This is a genomic window from Ramlibacter sp. GS1-15, assembly GCF_057785015.1.
In genome coordinates, this window is the sequence record NZ_JBYNTU010000001.1 from 2,012,916 (window position 1) to 2,038,119 (window position 25,204).

Annotated in this window: 26 protein-coding genes; 9 read left to right on the forward strand and 17 right to left on the reverse strand. The window is 68.1% G+C overall.

Annotation, left to right across the window (positions count from 1 at the left end):
* Positions 1 to 57: 57 nt before the first annotated feature.
* From AC3EF3_RS10150 to AC3EF3_RS10180, 7 genes are all read left to right on the forward strand, one after another.
* Entirely contained in the window at positions 58 to 1,260 is a 1,203-nt protein-coding gene (locus AC3EF3_RS10150) for an acetyl-CoA C-acetyltransferase (protein ID WP_488532033.1), read from the forward strand.
* A 3-nt stretch (positions 1,261 to 1,263) separates the two neighbouring features.
* Positions 1,264 to 3,423, forward strand: coding sequence for a 3-hydroxyacyl-CoA dehydrogenase NAD-binding domain-containing protein (locus AC3EF3_RS10155; RefSeq protein ID WP_488532034.1), 2,160 nt, complete (start codon positions 1,264 to 1,266; stop codon positions 3,421 to 3,423).
* A gap of 88 nt (positions 3,424 to 3,511) precedes the next feature.
* A complete protein-coding gene (locus tag AC3EF3_RS10160; protein WP_488532035.1) occupies positions 3,512 to 4,243 on the forward strand; it encodes a lipase family protein in 732 nt (243 codons plus the stop codon).
* Positions 4,244 to 4,287: 44 nt separating this feature from the next.
* Positions 4,288 to 5,037 carry a 3-oxoacyl-ACP reductase FabG gene (gene fabG, locus AC3EF3_RS10165; protein ID WP_488532036.1) on the forward strand — a complete coding sequence of 250 codons (750 nt, stop codon included), beginning with the start codon at positions 4,288 to 4,290 and terminating at the stop codon, positions 5,035 to 5,037.
* Between the two features lie 37 nt (positions 5,038 to 5,074).
* Positions 5,075 to 6,022 carry a bifunctional helix-turn-helix transcriptional regulator/GNAT family N-acetyltransferase gene (locus tag AC3EF3_RS10170; protein WP_488532037.1) on the forward strand — a complete coding sequence of 316 codons (948 nt, stop codon included), beginning with the start codon at positions 5,075 to 5,077 and terminating at the stop codon, positions 6,020 to 6,022.
* A gap of 60 nt (positions 6,023 to 6,082) precedes the next feature.
* Entirely contained in the window at positions 6,083 to 6,688 is a 606-nt protein-coding gene (locus AC3EF3_RS10175) for a chromate transporter (RefSeq protein WP_488532038.1), read from the forward strand.
* Positions 6,685 to 7,260 (forward strand): chromate transporter, encoded by a 576-nt coding sequence (locus AC3EF3_RS10180; protein ID WP_488532039.1) that lies wholly within the window; start codon positions 6,685 to 6,687, stop codon positions 7,258 to 7,260. Before AC3EF3_RS10175 ends, AC3EF3_RS10180 begins: the two co-directional genes overlap by 4 nt.
* A 9-nt stretch (positions 7,261 to 7,269) precedes the next feature.
* Here the strand turns inward: AC3EF3_RS10180 and rlmB are convergent, their stop codons facing one another.
* Positions 7,270 to 8,004, reverse strand: a complete 735-nt coding sequence (gene rlmB / locus AC3EF3_RS10185) for a 23S rRNA (guanosine(2251)-2'-O)-methyltransferase RlmB (RefSeq protein WP_488532040.1) — start codon at positions 8,002 to 8,004, stop codon at positions 7,270 to 7,272.
* A gap of 6 nt (positions 8,005 to 8,010) precedes the next feature.
* On the reverse strand, positions 8,011 to 8,700 hold the full coding sequence (locus AC3EF3_RS10190) for an ABC transporter ATP-binding protein (protein WP_488532041.1): 690 nt from the start codon (positions 8,698 to 8,700) through the stop codon (positions 8,011 to 8,013).
* Here AC3EF3_RS10190 and AC3EF3_RS10195 point away from each other — a divergent pair.
* Positions 8,699 to 9,334: an arylesterase gene (locus AC3EF3_RS10195; RefSeq protein ID WP_488533767.1), complete on the forward strand. Its 636-nt coding sequence runs from the start codon at positions 8,699 to 8,701 to the stop codon at positions 9,332 to 9,334. The genes AC3EF3_RS10190 and AC3EF3_RS10195 overlap by 2 nt on opposite strands.
* The gene (gene mnmH / locus AC3EF3_RS10200; RefSeq protein ID WP_488532042.1) at positions 9,331 to 10,383 is read left to right on the forward strand and encodes a tRNA 2-selenouridine(34) synthase MnmH; all 1,053 of its coding nucleotides are present in this window, start codon (positions 9,331 to 9,333) and stop codon (positions 10,381 to 10,383) included. The genes AC3EF3_RS10195 and mnmH overlap by 4 nt, the downstream gene beginning before the upstream one ends.
* Here the strand turns inward: mnmH and AC3EF3_RS10205 are convergent.
* The 15 genes from AC3EF3_RS10205 to ispG all read right to left on the reverse strand — a co-directional run bounded on the left by AC3EF3_RS10205 (position 10,380) and on the right by ispG (position 25,203).
* Complete coding sequence (locus AC3EF3_RS10205) at positions 10,380 to 10,952, reverse strand: putative pterin-binding protein (protein WP_488532043.1); 573 nt, start codon at positions 10,950 to 10,952, stop codon at positions 10,380 to 10,382. The genes mnmH and AC3EF3_RS10205 overlap by 4 nt on opposite strands.
* A 13-nt stretch (positions 10,953 to 10,965) precedes the next feature.
* Positions 10,966 to 12,135: a PLP-dependent transferase gene (locus tag AC3EF3_RS10210; protein ID WP_488532044.1), complete on the reverse strand. Its 1,170-nt coding sequence runs from the start codon at positions 12,133 to 12,135 to the stop codon at positions 10,966 to 10,968.
* Positions 12,136 to 12,155: 20 nt separating this feature from the next.
* Positions 12,156 to 12,680 carry a phosphoribosyltransferase gene (locus AC3EF3_RS10215; RefSeq protein WP_488532045.1) on the reverse strand — a complete coding sequence of 175 codons (525 nt, stop codon included), beginning with the start codon at positions 12,678 to 12,680 and terminating at the stop codon, positions 12,156 to 12,158.
* Positions 12,681 to 12,690: 10 nt separating this feature from the next.
* The gene (locus tag AC3EF3_RS10220; RefSeq protein WP_488532046.1) at positions 12,691 to 14,022 is read right to left on the reverse strand and encodes an adenylosuccinate synthase; all 1,332 of its coding nucleotides are present in this window, start codon (positions 14,020 to 14,022) and stop codon (positions 12,691 to 12,693) included.
* Between the two features lie 27 nt (positions 14,023 to 14,049).
* Positions 14,050 to 15,210 carry an ATP phosphoribosyltransferase regulatory subunit gene (locus AC3EF3_RS10225; RefSeq protein WP_488532047.1) on the reverse strand — a complete coding sequence of 387 codons (1,161 nt, stop codon included), beginning with the start codon at positions 15,208 to 15,210 and terminating at the stop codon, positions 14,050 to 14,052.
* Between the two features lie 55 nt (positions 15,211 to 15,265).
* Positions 15,266 to 15,454, reverse strand: a complete 189-nt coding sequence (locus AC3EF3_RS10230) for a DUF2065 domain-containing protein (RefSeq protein WP_488532048.1) — start codon at positions 15,452 to 15,454, stop codon at positions 15,266 to 15,268.
* Positions 15,455 to 15,460: 6 nt separating this feature from the next.
* Positions 15,461 to 16,366 (reverse strand): protease modulator HflC, encoded by a 906-nt coding sequence (hflC, locus tag AC3EF3_RS10235; protein ID WP_488532049.1) that lies wholly within the window; start codon positions 16,364 to 16,366, stop codon positions 15,461 to 15,463.
* 15 nt (positions 16,367 to 16,381) lie between these two features.
* Positions 16,382 to 17,704, reverse strand: coding sequence for an FtsH protease activity modulator HflK (hflK, locus tag AC3EF3_RS10240; RefSeq protein ID WP_488532050.1), 1,323 nt, complete (start codon positions 17,702 to 17,704; stop codon positions 16,382 to 16,384).
* Positions 17,705 to 17,745: 41 nt separating this feature from the next.
* Complete coding sequence (hflX, locus tag AC3EF3_RS10245) at positions 17,746 to 18,939, reverse strand: GTPase HflX (RefSeq protein WP_488532051.1); 1,194 nt, start codon at positions 18,937 to 18,939, stop codon at positions 17,746 to 17,748.
* A gap of 37 nt (positions 18,940 to 18,976) precedes the next feature.
* The gene (gene hfq, locus AC3EF3_RS10250) at positions 18,977 to 19,225 is read right to left on the reverse strand and encodes an RNA chaperone Hfq (protein ID WP_488532052.1); all 249 of its coding nucleotides are present in this window, start codon (positions 19,223 to 19,225) and stop codon (positions 18,977 to 18,979) included.
* Positions 19,226 to 19,344: 119 nt separating this feature from the next.
* Positions 19,345 to 20,688: a ribosome biogenesis GTPase Der gene (gene der, locus AC3EF3_RS10255; RefSeq protein WP_488532053.1), complete on the reverse strand. Its 1,344-nt coding sequence runs from the start codon at positions 20,686 to 20,688 to the stop codon at positions 19,345 to 19,347.
* Positions 20,689 to 20,704: 16 nt separating this feature from the next.
* A complete protein-coding gene (gene bamB, locus AC3EF3_RS10260) occupies positions 20,705 to 21,865 on the reverse strand; it encodes an outer membrane protein assembly factor BamB (RefSeq protein WP_488532054.1) in 1,161 nt (386 codons plus the stop codon).
* On the reverse strand, positions 21,862 to 22,554 hold the full coding sequence (locus AC3EF3_RS10265) for a YfgM family protein (protein WP_488532055.1): 693 nt from the start codon (positions 22,552 to 22,554) through the stop codon (positions 21,862 to 21,864). Before AC3EF3_RS10265 ends, bamB begins: the two co-directional genes overlap by 4 nt.
* Before the next feature lie 55 nt (positions 22,555 to 22,609).
* Positions 22,610 to 23,917 (reverse strand): histidine--tRNA ligase, encoded by a 1,308-nt coding sequence (hisS, locus tag AC3EF3_RS10270; RefSeq protein WP_488532056.1) that lies wholly within the window; start codon positions 23,915 to 23,917, stop codon positions 22,610 to 22,612.
* A 14-nt stretch (positions 23,918 to 23,931) separates the two neighbouring features.
* Positions 23,932 to 25,203, reverse strand: a complete 1,272-nt coding sequence (ispG, locus tag AC3EF3_RS10275) for a flavodoxin-dependent (E)-4-hydroxy-3-methylbut-2-enyl-diphosphate synthase (protein WP_488532057.1) — start codon at positions 25,201 to 25,203, stop codon at positions 23,932 to 23,934.
* Position 25,204: the final 1 nt, after the last annotated feature.

The window sequence follows — 25,204 nt, forward strand, 5'->3', positions numbered from 1 at the left end:
ACAAAGCGCGTGCTTGGTTGAATGAATATACTGCCAGCAGCCTTTCAGGAGAATCGCATGGAAGCTTTCGTCTACGACGCCATCCGCACACCGCGGGGCAAGGGCAAGAAGGACGGCAGCCTGCACGAGGTCAAGCCGGTCGACCTGCTCGCCGGCGTGCTGGGCGAGCTGCAGCGCCGCAACGATTTCGACACGGCGCAGGTCGACGATGTCGTGATGGGCGTCGTCTCGCCCGTCGGCGAACAGGGCTCGGTGATCGCGAAGGTCGCGGCGCTGAAGGCCGGCTGGGACTGGCGCTGCGCCGGCGTGCAGCTCAATCGCTTCTGCGCTTCGGGGCTGGAGGCCGTGAACATCGCGGCGCAGAAGGTGCGCTCGGGCTGGGAAGACCTGGTCGTCGCCGGTGGCGTGGAAAGCATGAGCCGCGTGCCGATCGGCTCGGACGGCGGCGCCTGGTCGCAGGACCCGGAGACGAACACCGCGACGGCCTTCGTGCCGCAAGGCATAGGCGCCGACCTGATCGCCACGCTGGAGGGTTTCACGCGCGAGGAGGTCGATGCGTTCGCGCTGGAGTCGCAGAAGCGCGCGGCGAAAGCGCGTGAGGGCGGCTTCTTCGCCGGCTCGGTCGTGCCGGTGAAGGACTTCCTCGGCCAGTCCATCCTGGCGCAGGATGAATTCATCAAGCCGCACACGACGATGGAAGGCCTCGCCTCGCTCAAGCCCGCCTTCGAGCAGCTCGGCGCGATGGGGTTCGACGACGTTGCGATCAGCCGCTATCCGCAGGTCGAGCGCATCCACCACGTGCATCACGCCGGCAACTCGTCGGGCATCGTCGACGGCGCGGCCGCCGTGCTGATCGGCAGCGAGGAAGCCGGCAAGGCGCACGGTTTCAAGCCGCGGGCGCGCATCGTCGCGGCGGCGCTTTCGGGTGCGGACCCGACCATCATGCTCACGGGCCCGATGCCCGCGGCACGCAAGGCGCTCGCGAAAGCCGGCATGACGATCGACCAGATCGACCTCTTCGAAGTCAACGAGGCCTTTGCCGCCGTGCCCATGCGGTTCATGAAGGAGATGGGCGTGCCGCACGAGAAGGTGAACGTCAACGGCGGCGCGATCGCGATGGGCCACCCGCTCGGAGCGACCGGCGCCATGATCCTGAACACCCTGGTCGACGAACTGCACCGCCGCAAGCTGCGCTGGGGCATGGCGACGCTGTGCGTCGGCGGCGGCATGGGCATCGCGACGATCGTCGAGAGGACCTGACGCGTGAAGACGATCCAGTACGCACTCGAAAACGGCATCGCCACGATCACCTTCGACGAGGAAGGCTCGCCGGTCAACACCATGTGCCTGCCATGGCAGGACGACCTGGCCGAGGTCACCGCGCAAGTGGTCAAGGACAAGGAGGCGATCCGCGGCATCCTGCTGGCTTCAGCCAAGAGCACGTTCTTCGCCGGCGCCGACCTCAAGGGCGTGATGCGCATGACACCGGAAGACGCGCCGCGCGTGTTCCAGGAGATCGAACGCATCAAGAAGAACTTCCGCACGCTGGAGACGCTGGGCAAGCCCGTGGTGAGCCTGCTCAATGGTTCGGCGCTCGGTGGCGGCTGGGAAGTCGCGCTCGTCGGCCATTACCGCGTGGCGGTCGACGACGCGAAGACCCAGTTCGGCTTGCCCGAGGTGACGCTGGGGCTGATTCCCGGCGGCACCGGCATCACGAAGATGACGCGACTGCTCGGCCTCATGGGCGCGAACCCGTACATCGTCGAGAGCAAGCTGTTCTCGCCGCGCGAGGGACTGGAGCTCGAGCTGGTCCATGAACTCGTGCCCGATGCGGCCTCGCTGCGGGCTGCGGGACTCGCGTGGATCGAGAAGCACGCCGGCGGCGCCGCGCCGGCGCACCATCCCTGGGACGACAAGAACTACCGCATGCCCGGCGGCACGCCGTCCAGCCCGGAGGTCGCTGGCATGTTGAGCGTCGCGCCCGCGATGCTGCGGCAGAAGACGCGGGGCCTGTACCCGGCACCCGAGTACGCGCTGGCGGCGATGGTCGAAGGCGCGCAGGTCGATTACGACACGGCCACGCGCATCGAATCGCGCTACCTCGCGCGGTTGATGGTGAGCCCGGTCGCGAAGAACATGATCAACACGTTCTTCTTCGACATGAACGCGATCAAGGCGAAGCGCTCGAGGCCGAAGGATGTGCCGCGCTACACACCGAGGAAGGTCGGCATTCTCGGCGCGGGAATGATGGGAGCGGGCATCGCTTACGCGCAGGCGAGCCGCGGCGTCGCTACGGTGCTGAAGGACGTGAGCCTGGACAAGGCGGAGCACGGCAAGGCCTACAGCGTCAAGGTCACGCAGCCGCGCGTCGAGAAGGGCCGCATGAGCCCGCACGAGCAGGCCGAACTGCTCGCGCGCATCACGCCGACCGCATCGGCTTCCGACCTGCAGGGCTGCGACCTCGTGATCGAGGCCGTGTTCGAGAACCGCGAGCTCAAGGCGCAGGTGACGCGCGAAGCGGAACCGCAGCTCGCTCCCGGCGGGTTCTTCGCCAGCAACACGTCGACGCTGCCGATCTCGGGCCTCGCCAGGGCGAGCCGCGACCCTAGGAAGTTCGTCGGCATCCATTTCTTCAGCCCCGTGGACAAGATGAAGCTCGTCGAGATCATCCGCGGCAAGGAGACGGATGACGAGACCGTGGCGCGTGCCTTCGATTACGTGCAGGCGATCGGCAAGATCCCGATCGTCGTGAACGACTCGCGCGGCTTCTTCACATCGCGCGTGTTCGGCACCTTCGTGATGGAAGGTGCGGCGATGGTCGGCGAAGGCATCCCGGCCGCGGTGGTGGAACGCGCGGGCATCCTCGCCGGCATGCCGGTCGGACCGCTCGCGGTGCTCGACGAGACGGCGCTGTCCCTGTCCGTGCACGTGCTGGACCAGACGCGCGCCGACTACCGGGCCGAGGGCCGGACCTACATCGCCACGCCCGGTGAGCTGCTGGTCGAACGCATGGTCAAGGAGTTCGACCGCAACGGCCGGGCGGCCGGCGCCGGCTTCTACGAGTACCCGCAGGAAAAGGGCGAAAAGAAGTTCCTTTGGCCCGACCTCAAGACCTTGTTCGAGAAGCCCGGCGCGGCCTGGGACATGCAGGACCTCAGGGACCGCCTGCTCTATCGCCAATCGGTGGAAACGGCGCGCTGCCTCGCCGAAGGCGTGCTCACCACGGTGCACGACGCGAACATCGGTTCGATCTTCGGGATCGGCTTCCCGGGATGGACGGGCGGCGCGATGCAGTTCATCTACGGCACCGGGATCGACAAGTTCTGCGAGCGTGCCTCGCAGCTCGCCGACCGGTACGGCCCGGGTTTCGCCATCACGCCGCGCGCGAAGGAAGCGATCATTGCTCATCAGCCACGTTACTGAGCCGTAACACTGACTCGGCTTTTTCCTACGGCTGGGCCACGCGCGGCTCCCTAGCATCCGTGCATTGCTGTCACGCATGGAATGCCCGATGCCGCACGCCGGCCGACCGTCCTTCTTTTCGCCGGCCGTCGCGCTGGATTCGTGGTTGCCGCTGCTGCGCGGTGCGCAGCCGAGCCGCCGCTACGGCTCGCACCGCATCTACCTGGGAGACGGGCAACCGGTGCTGGTCATGCCGGAGTTCGGCGGCGGGCCCGAAACGACATCCGCCCTGCGCCGCCTGCTGCGCGAGGTGGGTTTCGCACCGCACGACTGGGGCCTCGGGACCGACCACGGCCCTCACCACGGCCTGTCGCCGCTGCTGGGCCGCATCGAGGAGCGGGTGATCGACGTCTTCGAGACGGAGTGTCGCGGCGTGACGCTGCTGGGCTGCGGGCTGTCGGGCATTTATGCGCGCGAAGTCGCCAAGCGCACCTCGCCACTCGTGCGGCGCGTGATCACGATCGGCACCCCGGTGCGCATCGTCGACCCGGCCGGCAGCTGCGCCATGCTGCGCGCACTGGTCCAGCCCGGCGCGGGTGTGGACCAAGCCGCGATCAGCCGCATGCGCCAGCGGCCGCCCGTGCCCTGCACGTCCATCTACACCACCAGCGACGAGGCCGTGCACTGGGAACTTGCGCAGGATGCCGAGTCGCTCACCTCGGAAAACGTGGTCGTGCCCGCGGCGGGCCACCACGAGCTGGCGCTGCACCCGAAGACCCTCGAGACGATCACGCAGCGCCTCTCGCAACGCGAGACGGACTGGCGGGCGCTCGACGGCTGAGCTCTGGTAAGGTTCCGGCTTTCCAGCTCAGCCGTGATCTCCCCATGACAAACCATCGCCTGAAGGACAAGGTCTGCATCGTCACGGGCGGCGCGCAAGGCATCGGCCTCGCGACCGCCATCAAGTTCGCTCGCGAAGGCGCGATCGTCGCCGTCTGGGACCTCATGCCGTCGGGCATCGAGGAAGCCGTGCGCCAGTGCCGCGAAGCCGGCGCGCGGGCCGAAGGCTGGGTCGTGGACGTCACGAACCGCACGATGGTCGATGCCGCGACGCACGGCACGCTGGAGCGCTTCGGGCGCATCGACGTGCTGGTGAACAACGCCGGCATCACGAAGGACGCGCGCCTGCAGAAGATGTCGATCGAGCAGTTCGATGCCGTCATCGACGTCAACCTGCGCGGCGTGTTCCATTGCGCGCAGGCCGTGAGCCGCCCTATGGTCGAACGCGGCTGCGGCGTCATCCTCAACGCCAGCTCCGTCGTTGGCCTGTACGGCAACTTCGGCCAGACGAACTACGCCGCGACCAAGTTCGGCGTCATCGGCTTCACCAAGACATGGAGCCGCGAGCTCGGCCCCAAGGGCGTGCGGGTCAACGCCATCGCGCCGGGTTTCGTGATGACGCACATCCTCGACACCATTCCCGAGAAGGTGCTCGACGACATGAAGCACCGCGTGCCGCTGCACCGCCTGGGCACGCCCGAGGAAATCGCCAACGCGTACTGCTTCCTGGCCAGCGACGAGGCCAGCTACGTCAACGGCGCGGTGCTGGAGGTTTCGGGCGGCATGACCGTCTAGCGCCTGATTCTTGACTCCGGCAAGTAATTGCCTGACGATGTCAGGCATGAGCACTGCCGTCTCCCCCGCGCACGTCGAGGCGCTGCGCGGCTTCAACCGCTTCTACACCAGCCGCGTCGGGGTGCTGGACCCCTACCTGGGCAGCGAGTTCTCGCTGACCGAAGTGCGCGTGCTGTACGAGCTCGCGCACCGCGACCAGCCCACCGCTTCCGAACTGGCGCGCGACCTCCAGCTCGACGCCGGCTATCTCAGCCGCATCCTGCGTCGGTTCGAGAGCCAGGGCTGGCTCGCCCGCGTTCCGTCGCCGGCCGACGCGCGCCAGAGCCTGCTCAAGCTCACGCCAGCCGGCCACGACGTGTTCGCCCCGCTGCAGCAGAAGTCGCGCGACGAGGCGGCCGCCCTGCTCGCCCCGCTCTCGCCGGCCGCGCGCGACCGGCTGATCGCCGCCCTGGGTACGGCGCACGGCCTGCTGGACCCGCCCGCCAAGGACCGGCGCACGGTGATCCTGCGCGACCCGCAACCGGGCGACTTCGGCTGGGTCGTGCAGCAGCACGGCGAGCTCTACGCGCGCGAATGGGGCTACACGGTGGAATTCGAGGGCCTGGTCGCCGGCATCGTCGCGAAGTTCGTCGAGGATTTCGATCCGCGATGGGAACGAGCCTGGATCGCCGAGGTGGATGGCGAGCGCGCCGGCTCGATCTTCCTCGTGCGCCAGTCGGCGACCGTCGCGAAACTGCGCCTCTTGCTCCTCGCGCCGCAAGCGCGCGGGCTCGGCCTGGGAGCGCGCCTCACCGACGAATGCATCGCCTTCGCTCGCGCCAAGGGGTATCGCAAGATGGTGCTGTGGACGCAAAGCCACCTGCTCGCCGCGCGGGGCATCTACGAATCGCGGGGCTTCCGCATGATCAGGGCCGAGCCGAACGACGCTTTCGGACAGCACCTCACCAGCGAGACCTGGGAGCTGAAACTATCGACCTCGCGCTGATCGCTGCGGGATTGTGGTTAGCCACACGCGGCGAACACGGGGCGCACCGATAATCGGCACATGACCGACCTGTCCGCGGCGCCATCCGTAGCGGCCGAAACGGCGGGCCGCCGCCGGCCCGCCTCGCTCACCGAACTCTTCATCGCGCTCACCTCCATCGCCCTGCAAGGGTTCGGGGGCGTGCTGGCGATCGTGCAGCGCGAGATGGTGGAGCGGCGCAAGTGGATGACGCCCGAGGAGTTCGTCGAAGACTGGGCGGTGGCGCAGATCATGCCGGGGCCCAACGTCGTGAACCTGTCGATGATGATCGGCGACCGCTGGTTCGGGCTGCGCGGCGCGCTGGTCGCGGTGGCGGCCATGCTGACCCTGCCGCTGCTCGTCGTTCTTGCCCTCGCGCTCGTTTACGCGCACGTCGGCGCCAACCCCCACGTCGCGAGCGCGCTGCGCGGCATGGGCGCGGTCGCGGCCGGCCTGATCACGGCGACCGGGCTGAAGCTGATGGGCGCCCTGCGCCGCCATCCCTTGGGCATCGCGCTGGTCGGCGCGTTCGGCATCGCCACCTTCATCGGCATCGCCGTGCTGCGCTGGCCGCTGCTGTGGGTGCTGGTGGGGCTGGGCGGCCTCTCGTGCGTGATCACCTGGCAGCGCATCGGAGTGAAGGCATGAGCATCACGATGACGGCGGGTGACTGGTTGTCGCTGTTCGTCCATTACCTCGAGCTGTCGCTGCTCGCCGTGGGTGGCGCGATCACCACGGCGCCCGACATGCACCGCTTCATCGTCGACGAGAAGGCCTGGCTCACGGACCCGCAGTTCAGCGCCTCCATCGCCATCGCGCAGGCCGCGCCCGGCCCCAACGTGCTGTTCATCGCGCTGCTCGGATGGAACGTGGGTCTGAACGCCGGCGGCATCCCGCTGGCCTTCCTGGGCCTCGCCGTCACGATGCTGGGCTCGCTCATTCCCAGCACCACCCTCACCTACCTTGCGGCACGCTGGGGCCACGAGAACCGCGACCTGCGGGCCGTGCGCGCCTTCAAGCAAGGCATGGCGCCCATCGTCGTCGCGCTGCTCGTGGCGACCGGCTGGATCCTCGCGACCGGCAGCGGCTACGACGCCCGGCGCGACTGGCCGGTCTGGGCGATCGCCATCGTCTCCGCGCTCCTCGTATGGCGCACGAAGATCCACCTGCTGTGGCTGCTCGGGGCGGGCGCCGTCATCGGGTGGATGGGATGGCTGTAGCCGCGTCGGTCACGACCGCTGCCTCGACGCCTCGTAAAGACAGACACCGCTGGCCACCGACACGTTCAGGCTCTCCACCGCACCGTGCATCGGGATGCTCACGAGCTCGTCGCAGGTCTTGCGGGTCAACTGCCGCATCCCCGCGCCTTCCGCGCCGAGCACGAGGGCGACAGGGCCCTTGAGGTCCGCCTGGTAGAGCGTCTTCGGCGCGTCGTCGCTCGTGCCGACGCACCAGATGTTGCGCTCCTTCAGCTCGCCGAGCGTTCGCGCGAGGTTGGTCACCATGAAGTACGGCATCGTCTCGGCCGCACCGCTGGCGACCTTCGCGACCGTGGCATTGATGCCCACCGCGTGGTCCTTGGGCGCGATCACTGCGTGCGCGCCCGCCCCGTCGGCCACGCGCAGGCAGGCGCCGAGGTTGTGCGGATCGGTGACGCCGTCCAGCACCAGCAGCAACGCCGGTCCCGGGAGGCCGTCCAGCAGGTCGTCGAGCGAATGCGTCTGCTTCAGCGGCTCCACACGCGCGGCGACGCCCTGGTGGCCGTGGCTGCCCGCCAGCTTCGCGATGCGCAGGGAGTCCGCCTCGATGATGCGCACGCCGGCCTCCCGCGCACGCGCGAGGAACTGGCGCATCCGCGCGTCCTTGCGCGCCGGGTCGGCGTAGACCTCGATCACCGAGCCCGGCGCTGTCCTCAGGCGCACCCCGACCGCATGGAACCCGAACAGCACCCTTTGTGAAGCCATGGCGGATTATCCCGTTGCGCGGTCGTCGCCGGCGATGCTGCCCGCTTCGATCGTGAGGCGCCGCTCGCAACGGTCGGCGATGGCCCGGTCGTGCGTGACCAGTACCAGCGTCGTGCCGTGTTCCCGATTGAGGTCGAACATCAGCTGCATCACCGTCTCGCCGGTCGCGAAATCGAGGCTGCCGGTGGGCTCGTCGGCGAGCAGCACCGCCGGCTCGACCACGAAGGCCCGCGCCAGCGCCACGCGCTGCTGCTCGCCGCCCGAGAGCGTCTTCGGATAGTGGCCAAGCCGCTCGCCCAATCCCACGCGCTTCATCATCTCGCCCGCGGCCTTGCGCGCATCGCGCCGGCCCGCCAGTTCCAGCGGAAGCATCACGTTCTCCAGGGCCGTGAGGTTGCCCAGCAGCTGGAAACTCTGGAAGACGAAGCCGATCTCACGTGCACGCAGCGCGGCCCGTTCGTCTTCGTCGAGCGCGAAGAGTTCCGCACCCGCCAGCCGCACGGACCCCTGCGTGGGCGTGTCCAGGCCGGCGACGATGGACAGCAGCGTGCTCTTGCCCGAGCCGGAAGCGCCCACGATCGCCACCGTCTCGCGCGCGGCCAGGCTGAAATGGATATCGCGCAAAATAGCCAGTGTGCCGGTCGAGTCCGTGACGGACTTGTGCACGTGCTCGACTGAAATGATGGGATCGGACATGTCGTATGGTTCTTGGCGGCGCCGCCACTTTATCGCCGGGGTGTTAGCCGGCAGTTATGCACTGTCCTGGGCTGCGCCGGCCCGCAAGATCCTCGTGATCGGCGACTCGCTCAGCGCCGAGTATGGCCTGAAACGCGGCGAGGGCTGGGTGGCCCTGCTCGAAAAGCGCCTCGCGGCGCAGGAGCTCCCGGCCCAGGTCGTCAACGCCAGCATCAGCGGCGACACGACCTCGGGCGGGCGATCGCGCCTGCCCGCCCTGCTGGCCCGTCACAAGCCCGACGTCGTCGTCATCGAGCTCGGGGGCAACGACGCGCTGCGCGGCCTGCCTTTGGCGATGACCGAGGCAAACCTCGCACGCATGGTCGAAGACGCGCAGAAGGCCGGGTCCCGTGTGCTGCTGGTGGGCGTGGAGATGCCGGCGAATTACGGCGCGGATTACACGAAGCGCTTCATGGCGCTCTACCCGAAGGTGGCGAAGGCGCACAAGGTGCCGTACGTGCCGACGATCTTCGCGGGCCTGGGCGACGGTTCCGACGATCGGATCTTCCAGGCCGATCGCATCCACCCCAAAGCCGAGGCGCATCCTCGCATGCTCGACAACGTCTGGCCCGAACTGCGGAAGCTGCTGAAATGAGTGTGCAGTCGATCAGCGCCGAAGACGCCATTGCGCGGCTCGATTCGTTCGATGCCGTGATCGACGCGCGCAGCGAGGACGAATATGCGGAGGACCACCTGCCGGGCGCGGTGAACTGGCCGTCGCTGGACAACGAGCAGCGCAAGGCCATCGGCACGAGCTACAAGCAGGTGAGCCCGTTCGAGGCGAAGAAGCGCGGCGCGGCGCTGGTGGCCGCGAACATCGCGCGCCATGTGGAGATGAACGTGCTGGACAAGCCGCGCGACTGGAAGCCGCTCGCCTACTGCTGGCGCGGCGGCAAACGCAGCGGCTCCCTCGCCCTGGTGCTGGACCAGATCGGCTTCCGCACCCATGTCATCGAAGGCGGCTACAAGGCCTTTCGCGCCGCCGTGGTGGCGCAGATGCCCAAGCTGGCCGCAAGGTTCGACTGGCATGTCGTGTGCGGCCCGACCGGCTCGGGCAAGACGCGCCTGCTGCACGCGCTGCGCGAGGCCGGCGCGCAGGTGCTGGACCTGGAAGGCCTGGCGAACCATCGCAGCTCGGTACTCGGCATCATTCCCGGCGTGCCGCAGCCTTCGCAGAAGGGGTTCGACACGCTGGTCTGGGACCAGCTGCGCCGCTTCAGTCCCGCCCATCCGGTGTTCGTCGAGAGCGAGAGCAAGAAGGTCGGCAACGTGGCGGTGCCCGAGGCCCTGATCGAGCGCATGCGTGCGGGCAAGTGCATCGACCTGCAGCTGCCCGAGGACGAGCGCGTCGCGCTGCTGATGGAGGACTACGAGTTCTTCGTGCGCGACCCCGGGCTGTTCTGCGAGCGCCTGGCCGCGCTCACCGAATTGCGCGGCAAGGCCGTCATCGATGAATGGCAGGCGAAGGTGCGGGCCGGCGAGATCGAGCCGGTGGTGCGCGAGCTGCTGGTCAAGCACTACGACCCGGGCTATGCCGCATCGATCCGCCGCAACTTCAAGCACTTCGGCATGGCGCGGCCCGTCGTGCTGGCGGACCGCTCGCCCGAATCGATGGCGCGCGCGGCGCGCGAGTTGCTCGGCTAGACCTGCACCTCGATGTGGTACAGCCCCCAGGGGCAGTTCCCGAAGCGCTGGTCCACGGGCTTGGCGGCCATCTCCGGGAACTTGTCGGCGTCGTAGATCGCCCACAAGGGGCCCAGCCCGCCCAGCGGCATGGGCCGGCCGTCGAGGTGCGTCGCCACGATGAAGCGGTACTTGTGCGCGTCCTCGATCGGGATCGCGGGCGCGTAGCCGTCGACGGCGCGCATCGCCAGCTTCGAGCCCGTGGCGCCGCAGGCGTCGAGCACCGTCGAAAGCAGAGGGCCGCGCAGCACGTGATGCTTGCTGTCGTATTCGAGCGTGGGCCGGATCGCCACCGTGGGCATCCCGGCCAGCGCCGCGAAATCGAACGCATGCGCCTTGTCGAACGCGAGCTTCTGCTTGGCCATCATCTGGTCGAGCACGCGGTCCAGGGGGCCACGGTTGGTTTTCGTGATCTCCCCCGTCACCGTGAGCAGGGCCGGCCCGTGCAGGACCTTGCCGGGTTGTGCGCTTGCACCCATCGGCAGTGTCACGCCGGCCGCAGCGGCCGCGAGGAAGTCGCGCTTGTTCATCCCTTTCCCCCCGTCACGTCATCGCACGCAAGGCCTGCCCGAGATCCGCGCGCAGGTCCTCCACGTCTTCCAGCCCGATCGAGAAGCGCACCAGCACGCCCTTGTGCGGCCAGGCGCCCGGGATGCGGATCAGGTTCATGTCGTACGGCACGACCAGGCTCACCGGCCCGCCCCAGGAATAGCCCAGCTTGAACAGCTTCAGCGCGTCGCAGAACCGGTCGACCTGCGGGGCCAGGTAGCGCTCGTGAAAGACGACCGAAAACAGGCCCGCCGCATGGCCGCCCGCCAGGCGCCGCCAGTGCTCGTGGCCCGGCGAGCCGGCAAACGCCGGATGGAGCAGCCGCGCGATCTCGCCGCGCCCCTGCAACCAGCCCGCCAGTTCGCGCGCCGCCTTGTCGTGTGCCGCGTAGCGCACGGGCAGGCTTGGAAGGGACCGCAGGATCGCTTCGGCGTCGTTGGCGCCGACGCCGAACCCCATGCGCATGTGCTCGAGCATCATCTTCTCGTGCAGGGCGTCGTCGCGCGTGACCACCGCCCCCATCAGCACGTCGCCGCCGCCGCTCGGGTATTTCGTGAGCGCGTGGACCACGATGTCGCAACCGAGCTCGAACCCGTTCAGCGCGACGCCGCCGGCCCACGTGTTGTCCAACGCGGCGACGACGCCACGAGCGCGGCAGATGCGCGCCTGCTCGTCGATGGGCGGGAATTCCATCGAAACGGACCCGGGCGCTTCGAGCCAGACCAGTCTGGTCTTCGGGCCGATGCGCCGCTCGAGGTCCTTGGCGTCCATCGCGTCGTAGACCTGGTGGGTGATGCCCCAACGGGTGAAGTCGCCTTCGCACAAGGCCCTGTTCGGCCCGTACACATTGGACGGGATCAGGACCTCGTCTCCCGAGGACAGCAGCGCCAGGCCGACGTTCGCCAGGGCCGCGAGGCCGCTCGGGAACAGGACGCAGTGCTTGCCCCCTTCGAGCGTCGCGATGCGCTCCTCGAGCGTGAACGTCGTGGGCGTGCCATGCAGGCCGTAGGTGTAGCCGGACTTGCTGCGCCAGTCCCGCGCCCGCAACGCGGCCACGTCCTTGAAGATGACCGTCGACGCTTTATGGACCGCCGGCTGCGGCGCGGAGAAGCCCGCGGGCGGCTGGTAGGGATGATGAATGAGATCGGTGATGGACTTGGCCATTCCCCGATTCTGTCACCCAATCACACTTTCCATTTTTCGAGCAGCTGCTGCGGCCGCATGGCGTCGTACGCCTCGAACGGCTGGTGGATCCACGGGTTCGTGGGCAGCAGTTCAACGGAGTAATCGGGCTGGAACTTGCTCAGGCCCTTGGTCCAGATCACGGCGCTGCGCAGCTCGGTGATCGGCTTGTAGTTGCTGCGCAGCATCTCGACCACCGCGTGCAGCGTCACGCCGGAATCGGCGAGGTCGTCCACCAGCAGCACCTTGCCCGCGATCTCGCCCTTGGGCGTGGTGATGTAGCGCGCGATGTCCAGGTGGCCCTGGACCTTGCCGGCCTCGGCGCGGTAGGAGCTCGTCGACATGATCGCGAGCGGCTTGTCGAAGATGCGCGAGAGGATGTCGCCGGGGCGCATGCCGCCGCGCGCGAGGCACAGGATGGTGTCGAATTGCCAGCCCGACTGGTACACCTTGATCGCGAGCTTCTCGATCAGGTTGTGGTACTCGTCGTAGCTCACGTAGAGGTGCTTGCCGTCCTCGGTCAACATGCTCGTCTCCTCAGTCGGCCAGGTAGGGGTGGCGCATCATGATCGTGTGGTCGCGGTCGGGGCTGGTCGAGATGATATCGACAGGCACGCCCGTCACCTGCTCGATGCGCTGCAGGTACAAACGCGCATTGACGGGCAGCTTGTCGTACTGCGTCACGCCCACGGTGCTTTCGCTCCAGCCTTCCATCGTCTCGTAGACCGGCTTGCAGCGCGCGATCTCGTCGGCCCCCAGCGGCAGGATGTCGGTGTGCTCGCCATCGAGCTCGTAGCCGGTGCACAGCTGCAGCTCCTTGAGCCCGTCGAGCACGTCCAGCTTGGTGATGCACAGGCCCGACAGGCCGTTCACCTGCGCGCTGCGCTTGAGCAGGGCCGCGTCGAACCAGCCGCAGCGGCGCGAGCGCCCGGTCGTCACGCCCTTCTCCGCGCCGACCGTCGAGAGGTGGTAGCCCACGGTGCCGGGCGTCTCCCAATCGAGTTCCGTGGGGAACGGACCGCCGCCGACGCGCGTGCAATACGCCTTGGTGATGCCCAGGATGTAGTGCAGCATGCCGGGGCCGACGCCCGCGCCGGCCGCCGCGTTGCCCGCGACGCAGTTGCTCGACGTGACGTAGGGGTAGGTGCCGTGGTCCACGTCCAGCAGCGTGCCTTGCGCTCCTTCGAACAGCAGGTTGTCGCCGTGGCGGTGGGCCTCGTTCAGCTCGCGCGAGACGTCGGCCATCATCGGCTTGATCTCCTCGCCCTGGCGCAGCGCCTCGTCGAGCACCTGCCGGTAATCGACGGCCTGCGCATTGAGGTACTTCGTGAGCATGAAGTTCTGCAGGTCGAGCAGTTCCTTCAGCTTGTCGGCGAAGCGCTGCGGGTACTTCAGGTCCTGAACGCGCAGGGCACGGCGGGCGATCTTGTCTTCGTACGCGGGGCCGATGCCGCGGCCGGTGGTGCCGATCTTCTCGGTGCCGCCCTGCTCGCGGCGCGCTTCGCGCGCGAGGTCGAGCGCCGAATGGAACGGCAGGATGAGCGGGCAGGCCTCGCTGATGCGCAGGCGCCCGCGCACCTCGACGCCGATCTTCTCAAGGCCTTCCATTTCCTCGAGCAGCTTGGACGGCGACAGCACGACGCCGTTGCCGATGTAGCACTTCACGCCCGGGCGCATGATGCCGCTGGGGATCAGGTGCAGCGCCGTCTTCACGCCGTTGATCACCAGCGTGTGACCGGCATTGTGGCCGCCGTGGAAACGCACCACGCCCTGCGCCATCTCGGTCAGCCAGTCGACCAGCTTGCCCTTGCCTTCGTCACCCCACTGGGTGCCGACCACGACCACGTTGCGGCCACTCGTCTTCGTCATCTGAGGCTTGTCCGGAAAAGATTGAAATCAGGTGGGTTTGACGCGCCACTGGCCGCCTTCGCGCACCAGTTCGCGATCGCATTGGAATTCGTCGACTTCGCTTTCGTGGCCGGGCAGCACGCAGACCACGGTCTCGCCCTGCGCGCGCAGGACGGCGATGGCTTCGCGCAGCGGCGCGGCATCCGCGCTGTCGTCGAGCCAGTGCGCGCGGATCGCGGCCTTGAGCGGCGGCTTCCTCGCGACGCCCGCGAGCTCCTTCACGTCGAGGCTGAAGCCGACGGCCGGGCGGTTGCGCCCGAACACCGCTCCGACCTCGTCGTAGCGGCCGCCGCGCACCAGCGCATCGCTCACGCCGGGCGTGTAGATGAAGAACCGCGCGCCGCTGTAGTAGGCGTAGCCGCGCAGGTCGGCCAGGTCGAACGCGACTCTGGCGCCGTCGACGTGACGCGCGAGCCACTTGAGCTGGTCCAGCGCCTCGTTCAGCATCGTCGAGATGGGAAGCGCGGTGCGCGCTTCCTCCAGCACCTTCACATCGCCGTACAGCGACAGCAGTGCTGCAAGGCCCTCGCGCGCAGGAGCCGGGAAATTCTTCGTGAGCGACGCCAGCTCGCTCGCGTCCTTGGCCGCGAGCGCCGCGTGCACGCGCGCGATCACGCCCGCATCGACCGGCACGCCGGCCAGCAGCGAGCGCACGATGCGCACGTCGGCCATGTCCACCGTGAGGTCGCTCACGCGCGTGGCCCGCAGGCAGTCCAATGCAAGCAACAGCGCCTCGAGGTCCGCCTCGAGGCCCGCGTGGCCGTAGATCTCGGCGCCGAACTGCAGCGGCTCGCGCGTGGCGTGCGGCCGGTCGGGCCGCGTGTGCAGCACGGGGCCGCAATAACACAGGCGCGCGACGCCCTGGCGATTGAGCAGGTGCGCATCGATGCGGGCCACCTGCGGCGTCGTGTCCGCGCGCAGGCCCATCATGCGGCCGGAGAGCTGGTCGACGAGCTTGAAGGTCTGGAGATCGAGCGCCTCGCCCGTACCGGTGAGGAGCGATTCGAGGTGCTCCAGCAGCGGCGGCATCACGAGCTCGTAGCCGTAGCCGCGCGCCGTATCGAGCAGCTGCCGCCTCAGCTCCTCGATGTGCCGCGCCTCGGACGGAAGGACATCGGCGATGTGATCCGGCAGGACCCAGGCGGACATGGTTTGCGGGCGCTGTTAAAAAACGTATTGTACGCGCCGTGCCCGGCGCGGCCCCTCAGGAGACGGCCCAGAAAAGGATGAGCCCGAGGAGCATGCTGCACAGGCCGAAGAAGCGCAACTGGCCGTCCTGCATCTCCAGCAGGCGCATGAATGTGCGCCGCCAGGCACCGGGTGACATGAAGGGGAACAGACCCTCGATCACCAGCACGAGCGCGAGCGCCGCCCAGAGCGCGTCCCAGTTCAAGGCCGCTTACTTCCGGGTGGGCGCGGGCGCCGCGGCGCCGCTGCCGCGAAAGGCTTTGAAGAACTCCGAACTCGAAGGATCGACGACCACGAGGTCGCCCTTCTTGTTGAAGCTCGCCTTGTAGGCCTCGAGGCTGCGGTAGAACTGCGCGAACTGCGGGTCGCGGCCGAAGGCCTCGGCGTAGATGGACGCGGCCTGCGCGTCGCCCTCGCCCTTGATCTTCTGCGCGTCGCGATAGGCGTTGGCCACCGTCACCTCGCGCTGGCGGTCGGCGTCGGCGCGGATCTTCTCGCCCTCGGCGGCGCCGGTGGAGCGCAGCTCGTTGGCCACGCGCTTGCGCTCGGCTTCCATGCGGCGGTAGACCGATTCGGTGATCGCCTCGACGTAGTCGGCGCGCGTGATGCGCACGTCCACCACGTCGATGCCCCAGGGCCTCGCGCCCTTCACCTGCTCGAGCACTTCCTTTTTCACGTCGGCCATCAGTTGTTCGCGCTTGGACGAGAGCAGCTCGCGCACGGTGTAGCGGTTGATCTCTTCCTGGAAGGCGTTGCGGATCACGCGATTGAGCTGGTTCGCGCCGGTCGCTTCGTCCAGGCCCACGTTGCGGATGTAGGCGCGCGGGTCGGTGATGCGCCAGCGCACGAACCAGTCGATCACCATGCGCTGCTTCTCCAGCGTGAGCATGGGCTCGGTGTCGGGGCTTTCCAGCGTCAGCAGGCGCTTGTCGATGTAGGTGACGTTCTGGAACGGCGGCGGCAGCTTGAAGTTGAGCCCCGGTTCTGTGATGACTTCCTTGATTTCGCCGAGCGCGTACACCACGCCGAACTGGCGCTGGTCCACCACGAAGAGCATGGAGCTCAGGAGCGCCAGCAGCACCAGCGCGGAGGAAACGATGAATCCGATCCTGTTCATGTTCTTGTTCTCCCTTCAGCGGCTTTCGCGCTCGCGCGTGCGGGAGTTGTCGCGGCTGCGCGCATCCGCCGACGACGGCGTGGCCGCGGACGGCGGCGAGGACGACGCGGCGGATTCGGCCGACGGCACCGCCGCGGCGCCGCCCTGCGCGACCTGCTGCATGATCTTGTCCAGCGGCAGGTAAAGCAGGTTCGAGCCCTGGCGCGATTCGACCAGCACCTTGGTCACGTTCCCGTAGATCTCGCGCATCGCATCGATGTAGAGGCGGTCCCGCGTCACCTGCGGAGCGCGCTGGTATTCGGCCAGCAGCGACTTGAAGCGTTGTGCATCGCCTTGCGCCTGCGCGGTGATGCGCGCCTTGTAGCCTTCGGATTCCTGCGTGAGGCGCGATGCCGCGCCGACCGCGCGCGGGATCACGTCGTTCGCGTAGGCCTGCGCCTCGTTCTTGGCGCGCTCGCGCTCCTGGCCGGCCTTGAGCACGTCGTCGAAGGCGGCCTGCACCTGCTCGGGCGGGCGCACGCCGCCCTGCTGCAGGTTGATGCCCACGACCTCGACGCCGATGTTGTAGCGGTCGAGGATGGACTGCATCAGCGTGCGGATGCGCGGCGCGATCTGGTCGCGCTCCTCCGCCAGGGCCGAGTCCATCTTCATCTTGCCCATGACCTCGCGCGCTGCCGACTCCGCCGCCTGCACCACGGCTTCTTCAGGCTTCCTGCTCTCGAACAGCCAGGCGCGCGCATCCTTCAGGCGGTACTGCACGGCGAACTTGATCTCGACGATGTTCTCGTCCATCGTGAGCATCGCCGAGTCCTTCAGGCCCGTGGCCTTGACCACGCTGTCGCGGCCGATGTCGACCGAGCGGATCTGCGAGACGTACACCGTCTCGTGACGCTGGATCGGGTACGGCAGGCGCCAGTTGAAGCCCGCGCCGACCGTGGCCTTGTAGCGGCCGAACTGCGTGATCACGGCCTGCTGGCCCTCCTGCACGATGAAGAAGCCCGTGCCGAGCCAGATCAGCACGATCACCGCCAGAATGAGCCCGGCGCCGATGCCGGCGCTCTTCATGTCGGGCTGGAAGTTGCCGCCGCCCCCGCCGAAATCGCCGCCTCCGCGACGGCGGCCGCCGAACAGCCCCCCCAGCTTGCGATTGAAATCGCGCCAGAGTTCGTCGAGGTCCGGCGGGCCCTGGTTCGGCCCGCGGTTGTCGTCCGGGCGCTTTCCGCCGTCCTTGTTGTTGCCGTCCTCGCCACGTCCCCATCGCGGGTCGTTCAGGTTGAACATGCCCGCCGCCCGGCGTTTGATCCGCGACCCGAGCAGGCGGGGAAGATGGAGGTTCATTCGGTGCGTTCTCTTCTTGTTCCGAACGGGATTGTGCCCAATCAGGCCGCCGTTTCGTGCAATTCCGGGCTTTCGCTGCTTTCGGCGGCATCGCGGCGCAACACCTCGCGGGCGAGCACGCGCCGCAATTCGGCCAGCCCCTCCCCGGTCTGGGCGCTCACGAAGACGCGCGGCATGCGCTGTCCTTCGACCTCGAACAGGTCGCTTGCGACGCGCGGCCGCTGCCCGCTCTCGAGCGCGTCGACCTTGTTGAAGACGACGACCTGCCGCACGTCCGCGGCGCCGATCTCGTGCAGCACGCGCTGCACTTCGTCCATCTGCTCCGGGTAGTTCGGGTTGGCCGCGTCCACCACGTGCAAGAGCAGGTCCGCATCCGCGGCCTCGTGCAACGTGGCCTGGAAGGCGTCGATCAGGCCGTGCGGCAGGTCGCGGATGAAGCCCACCGTATCGGACAGCGACACGGTGCGGCCCGGGGCGACGCCGGCTTCGTAGTCCTCATCGGCGAGGAAGAGCTGGCGCGTGGTCGTGTCGAGGGTGGCGAACAGCTGGTTGGCCGCATACGCGCGGGCTTTCACGAGCGCATTGAACAGCGTCGACTTGCCCGCGTTGGTGTAGCCCACGAGCGAGATGCCGAACGCACCCCGCCGCTCGCGCTGGCGGCGCTGGGTGTTGCGCTGCTTCTTCACCTTCTCCAGCCGCTCGCGCGTGCGCTTGATGGCGTCGCCGATCATCCGCCGGTCCAGTTCGATCTGCTTTTCGCCCGGGCCGCCGCGCACACCCGCACCGCCCGTCTGGCGCTCCAGGTGGGACCAGCGGCGGACCAGCCGGGTGCTGACATACTGCAACCGCGCCAGCTCGACCTGCAACTTGCCCTCGTGGCTGCGCGCGCGCTGGCCGAAGATTTCCAGGATGAGCAAGGTGCGGTCGTTCACCGGCCGGTCCAGGTGCCGCTCGAGATTGCGCTGCTGGCCGGGACTCAGGGACTGGTCGAACAGGATCTCCGACGCGCCGAGTTCTTCGGCGAGTTGCTTGATCTCGTCGGCCTTGCCGCTCCCGATGAACAGCTTGGCGTCCGGGGCCTTGCGTTTGCAGGTGACGCGCGCCACCGGCTCCAGGCCGGCCGTGAGCGCGAGCTGGCCGAGCTCGTCGAGCTCGGCGTCGAAATGGGGCAAGCCCAAATCCACGCCCACGAGGATCGCGGGCGCGGAGGGGCGGTCAGGTGTAGGGGAACTCAACGGGCAATACGGGTGAGCCCGCAGTCAGCGGGCTGCTTCAGCTTGCCCCGGCTTCCTGGTTCTCGGCCGCCTGGAAGTTGACGGCCCGGCCGGGGACGATGGTGGAAATGGCGTGCTTGTAGACCATCTGCGTCACGGTATTGCGCAGGAGCACGACGTACTGGTCGAAGGATTCGATCTGTCCCTGAAGCTTGATGCCGTTGACCAGGTAGATCGAGACGGGCACATGCTCGCGGCGCAATGTGTTCAGGAAGGGGTCTTGTAGAAGCTGCCCTTTGTTGCTCACGATATTCTCCGTGTTCCGCAGTGGGAATCTGGTTGTTGGAAACTGCACCTTACCACAGCAACAGGGCGCCGCAAGTAGGCTCCGGGCTTATCTGGCGCTGCACCGGGCCATTTCAAGGCTCAGGAGCCTTCCTTTTCCGCGTACGGGTTCTTCGAGGTCTTCATCTCGACGCGCAGCGGCGTGCCGGTCAGGTTGAATTCCTTGCGGAAGCGCCCTTCCAGGAAGCGCTTGTACGCATCGGTCACGTGCTCGAGCGAGTTGCCGTGGATCACGATCACGGGCGGGTTCATCCCGCCCTGGTGCGCGTAGCGCAGCTTGGGGCGGAACATGCCCGAGCGCTTGGGCTGCTGGAACTGCACGGCTTCCAGCAGCAGGCGCGTGAGCACCGGGGTGGGCATCTTCACCATGGCCGAGCGGTAGGCGTCGGCGATGGCCTTCCACACCGGCCCCAGGCCCTGGCGCTTGATGGCCGAGATGAAATGCAGCGGCGCGAACTTCAGGAAAGCCAGGCGCGTCTCGATCTGGCGCTGCACCTGCTCGCGCTGGTAGTCGTCCACCGCGTCCCACTTGTTGACGGCCAGCACCACGGCGCGGCCGCTCTCGAGGATGTAGCCGGCGATGTGCGCGTCCTGGTCGGTGACGCCCTGCGTCGCATCGAGCAGCAGCAGCACGACGTTGGCCGACTCGATCGCCTGCAAGGTCTTCACGACCGAGAACTTCTCGATGGCCTCGAACACCTTGCCCTTGCGGCGCAGGCCCGCCGTGTCGATCAGCTCGAACTTCTGGCCGTTGCGCTCGAAGGGCACCGAGATCGCGTCGCGCGTCGTGCCCGGCAGGTCGAAGGCGACGAGGCGCTCCTCGCCGAGCCACGTGTTGATCAGCGTCGACTTGCCGACGTTCGGCCGGCCGGCGACTGCGAGCTTGATGACGCCAGGCTCGCGCGCTTCTTCCTCTTCGCCCTCCTCGGGGAGGTTCAGCGGTTCGAACGCGGTCTCGACCAGGCTGCGGATGCCCTGCCCGTGCGCCGCCGAGACCGGATTCACTTCGCCCAGGCCCAGCTCGTAGAACTCGGTGAGCTGCACGCCTTCGGTCATGCCCTCGGCCTTGTTGGCCGCGAGCACCGTGGGCTTGCCCAGCTTGCGCAGGTACTTGGCGATGTCGTGGTCCTGCGCCGAGAGGCCCTCTCGCGCGTCGACCACGAAGACGACGACATCCGCCTCGGCGACGGCCTGCCGCGTCTGCTTGGCCATCTCCATGTAGATGCCGCTCTCGGCCGTCGGCTCGAAGCCGCCGGTGTCGATCACGATGAACTCGTAGCGGCCCTGCTTCGCGTTGCCGTAATGGCGGTCGCGCGTGAGGCCGGCGAAATCCGCGACGATCGCGTCGCGCGACTTCGTGAGCCGGTTGAAGAGCGTCGACTTGCCGACGTTGGGGCGGCCGACGAGGGCCATGACCGGCTTCATGGCTGCCTCGTGACGCTTATTGCGGAACGAACCCGAAGACGCCGCCGTCCTTCGTCACGACCACGAGGGTGTTGGCGGCCAGCACCGGCGCGGCCGCGATGGCGGAGCCGTCCGTGGCGAGGCGGTTGAGGAGCTTGCCGTCCTCGCGCGCGAGCAGGTGCACGTAGCCGAAACCGTCGCCCACCACCACGGCGCGCCCGAGGGCGAGCGGCGCCGTCAAGCGGCGATGCAACAGCAGGTCCGTGGTCCAGGCGCGATCGCCGCTGTCGCGCTTCCAGGCCACCATGTTACCGTTGGCTTCGCTGCCGAACACCAGCGCGTCGTCGCCACTGACGCCTTCGGCGCCATTGGCTGTTTTCGTCCACAGCACGGCGGCGCGGCCCGCGTCGACGCAGCCCACCGCGGCCTGGAACGCACGCGCGCAGATCACGCTGCCCACGCGGCTCACCGTGCCGACGAGATCCACCAGCCGCTCGACGTCGTTGATGCCCCGGGCGGTCGCGATCGGTGCTTCCCAGCGGGGCGAGCCGGTCAGCGGATTCAGACCGGCCAGGCGGCCCGCCTGCCCGACGACCAGGGTATCGCCGACGGCGAGCATGACGCCCGGGTGGCGCAGCACCAGCGCGTCGCTCGAGGACGGCCGCGTGTAGGTCCACAGCTTGCGGCCGGTACTGCCGTCGAATGCCGCGACCGAGCGGTCCGCATGCAGCACGAAGACGCGTGCGCCCGCGACGAAAGGCGCCGTGTAGCTGCCCACCGTCAGGCGCTGGCGCCAGATCTCCTTCGCGCCTTCGAACGCGACCAGGTCGTTGTCGCGCGTGACCACGGCGCTGACCTTGCCGTCGCTGCCGACGCCAGCCGCAACGGGCCCGCCGGCACTCGCGCGCCACAGCTCGCGGCCGCTGGCCGCATCGAGCGAAACGACGGTGCCGTCGCTGCTGGCGAGCGTCACGGCCCCGCCCTGCACGTTGACGGACAACGGCAGGTCCACCCGGCCGACACGCGCGCTCCAGGCCTGGCGCACGGCCATGGTGGCGGGGTTCGGCGTGAGTTCGGCCGGCTTCACCTTCTCCGTGCCGCCCAACCAGCTCGGGAGGATGGAACAACCCGTGAGCGCAAGCGCCGCGAGCCCAAGGACGAGGGGACGGGCCGCAGCCCGGAGGACGGCGAACGTCATGACTTGGCGGCTCCGGAAGCGGCGTTGGCCGGTGCAGGCGCGAGCTCGCGCACGTCGACGCCCAGCGAGGTCAGCTTCACTGCCACGAGCTGGCGGTAGTCGCTGTCCTCGCCCAGGCCTTTCCACGCCTTGAGGTATTCGGCCCGGGCCTCGGGCTTCTTGCCCTGCAGGTTGTAGATGTCGCCGCGCCGGTCGGCGGCGAGCGCCTCGAATTCGGGCGGGTAACCGGCGGCCAGCTGCTTGAGCGCCTCGTCGTATTGCTTCGCGTCCACGAACAATGCCGCTAGCCGCAGCCGCGCGACGGCCTGGTAGCCCTCGTCGGAGGCCTGTTCCGCCACCCAGGAGAGCGCCGCCTTCGCCGCGTCCTTGTTGCCCTTGTCTTCCATGACACGCGCCATCAGCAGTCCGGCCTGGTGCGCGAACGCGGTGCGCGGGAACTTCTCCTTGATGTCGGCGAACGCGCGTTCGACCCGCGCGCCCTCGTTGGCGGCGGCCGCACGATCGATCTCCTCGAAGAGCGCCGCGGCCTGCGCCGCCTGCGTGCGCTGCCAGTAGTTCCAGCCGTTGAACGCCGCGATCGCGCCGAAAACGGCGATCAGCACCCAGGTGATGAGGTTGCCCCACTCGTTCCAGAAGTGCTTGAGCTCGGCAAGCTGTTCCTGTTCCTCGAGGTCGAGATGATTGGCCATCGTGTGATCTTCTTGTGGGCCGCGCGGTCGGCGGCCAAAGCGGGATTGTATTGACTTAGCGCGCGAGCTCGGCCGCCCAGTCCGCCACGGCCGCCAGCGGCCGCTGCACCTGGGCGCCGGTGCCGTCACGCAGGGCCTTGAGCGTGACCTGCCCCTGCGCCAGTTCGTTGTCGCCGAAGATCAGCGCGTAGCGGGCGCCGCTCGCGTCGGCCTTCTTCAGCTGGGACTTGAACGAGCCGCCGCCGCCGTGCATCACGACGGCCACGCCTTGGGCACGCAGCGCCTCGACCACCGGCAGCGCCTGGATGGCGGCTTCGTCCGAGCCGAGCACGCAGTACGCAGCCGGCGCGGGATCGGGGCCGTTCAGGCCCAGGCCTTCGAGCAGCAGCAGCAACCTCTCGATGCCCAGGCCGAAGCCGATCGCCGGCGCCGGCTTGCCGCCCATCTCCCCGATGAGCCCGTCGTACCGTCCGCCCGCGCAGATCGTGCCTTGCGAGCCGAGCTGGTCCGTCACCCACTCGAACACGGTGCGGGTGTAATAGTCCATCCCGCGCACGAGACGCGCGTTCACGCGGTAGGGTTGGCCCGCCGCGTCCAGCATCCGGCACACGGCGTCGAAGTGCGCTCGCGATTCCTGGCCGAGGAAGTCGATCAGCTTCGGCGCCGACTCCACCAGCTCCTGCATCGCCGGGTTCTTGGTATCGAGAATGCGCAGGGGATTGGTATGCAGGCGGTTCTTCGCCTCGGCATCGAGCAGCGCGGCGTTCTTCTCGAAATACGCGATGAGCGCCTCGCGGTGCGCGCGCCGCTCCTCGGGTTCACCCAGCGTGTTGATCTCGAGCCGGTAGTGCTCACCGGCGACGAGGCCCAGTTCGCGCCACATCGCCCGGCCCATGAGGATCAGTTCCGCATCGACCTCGGCGCCCGCGAAACCCAGCGCCTCGACATCGAGCTGGTGGAATTGCCGGTAGCGTCCCTTCTGCGGGCGCTCATGGCGGAACATCGGGCCCGTCGTCCAGATGCGCAGCGGGCCGTTGTACAGGGCGTTGTGCTCGACCACGGCGCGCACGATGCCCGCGGTCGCTTCCGGCCGCAGCGTGAGCTTGTCGCCGTTCATCGAATCGGTGAAGGAATACATCTCCTTCTCGACGATGTCCGTGACCTCGCCCAGCCCGCGCACGAACAATTGCGTGGGCTCGACCACCGGCGTGACGATGTACTGGTAGCCGTAGCGCGCCATCACGCGGCACACCACTTCCTCGAACCAGAGCCACGTCGTGTTGCGCGGCAGGACTTCCTTGCGCGGCACGCTCGCGGGCAGGATGTCGTTCATGCCTTTGACGGCACTCAGTTTCTCGGCCATGTTGTTCTTCTGGATCAGGCGTGTTCGGCGATCTTCGAGCCGAACCGCTTCTCGATGTAGTTCTCGACGATCTCGTGGAATTCGCGTGCGATGTTCTCGCCGCGCAAGGTCATCGCCTTCTGGCCGTCGATGAAGACCGGTGCGGCCGGCGCCTCGCCGGTCCCCGGCAGGCTGATGCCGATGTCCGCATGCTTGCTTTCGCCGGGGCCGTTGACGATGCAGCCCATGACGGCGACCTTCATCTTCTCGACCCCCGGGTACTTCGCGCGCCACACCGGCATCTGCGCCCGCAGGAAGTCGTCGATCTGCTTGGCGAGTTCCTGGAACGTGGTGCTGGTCGTCCGGCCGCAGCCGGGGCATGCCGTGACGCTGGGCACGAAGCTGCGCAGGCCCAGCGCCTGCAGGATTTCCGAGGCGATCACCACCTCCTGCGTACGCGCCTCGCCCGGCTGGGGCGTGAGCGAGACACGGATCGTGTCACCGATCCCTTCCTGCAGCAGGATGCCGAGCGCCACGCTGGACGCGACGGTGCCCTTGGTGCCCATGCCGGCTTCGGTCAGGCCCAGGTGCAGCGCGTAATCGCAGCGCTTCGCGAGCTCGCGGTAGACGGAGATCAGGTCCTGCACCCCGCTCACCTTGCACGACAGGATGATCTGGTCGCCATTCATGCCCATTGCCTCGGCGCGCCTGGCCGATTCGATGGCGGACGTGACGAGCGCCTCGTACATCACCTGCTTCGCATCCCACGGCTCGGCGCGCCTGGCGTTCTCGTCCATCAGCGATGCGAGCAGTTCCTGGTCCAGGCTGCCCCAGTTGACGCCGATGCGCACGCATTTGCCGTACTTCATCGCCGCCTCGATCATCTGGCCGAACTGCCGGTCGCGCTTGTCGCCCTTGCCGACGTTGCCGGGATTGATGCGGTACTTCGAGAGCGCCTGCGCGCAATCGGGAAACTCGGTCAGCAGCCGGTGGCCGTTGTAGTGGAAATCGCCGACCAGCGGCACGTCGATCCCCATGCGATCGAGCTGCTCGCGGATGTAGGGCACCTGCTGCGCGGCTTCGGGCGTGTTCACCGTGATGCGCACGAGCTCCGATCCGGCGACGGCGAGTTCCTTGCACTGGATGGCCGTGGCGATGGCGTCCTGCGTGTCGGTGTTGGTCATCGACTGCACGCGCACGGGCGCGTCGCCGCCGATGGTGACGACGCGCGAGCCCCAGACGGCACGGGCCTGGCGGGACTTGCGGGGCAGCGGGGATGCCGCCGCGATGGGCAGGCAGGGTTCCATG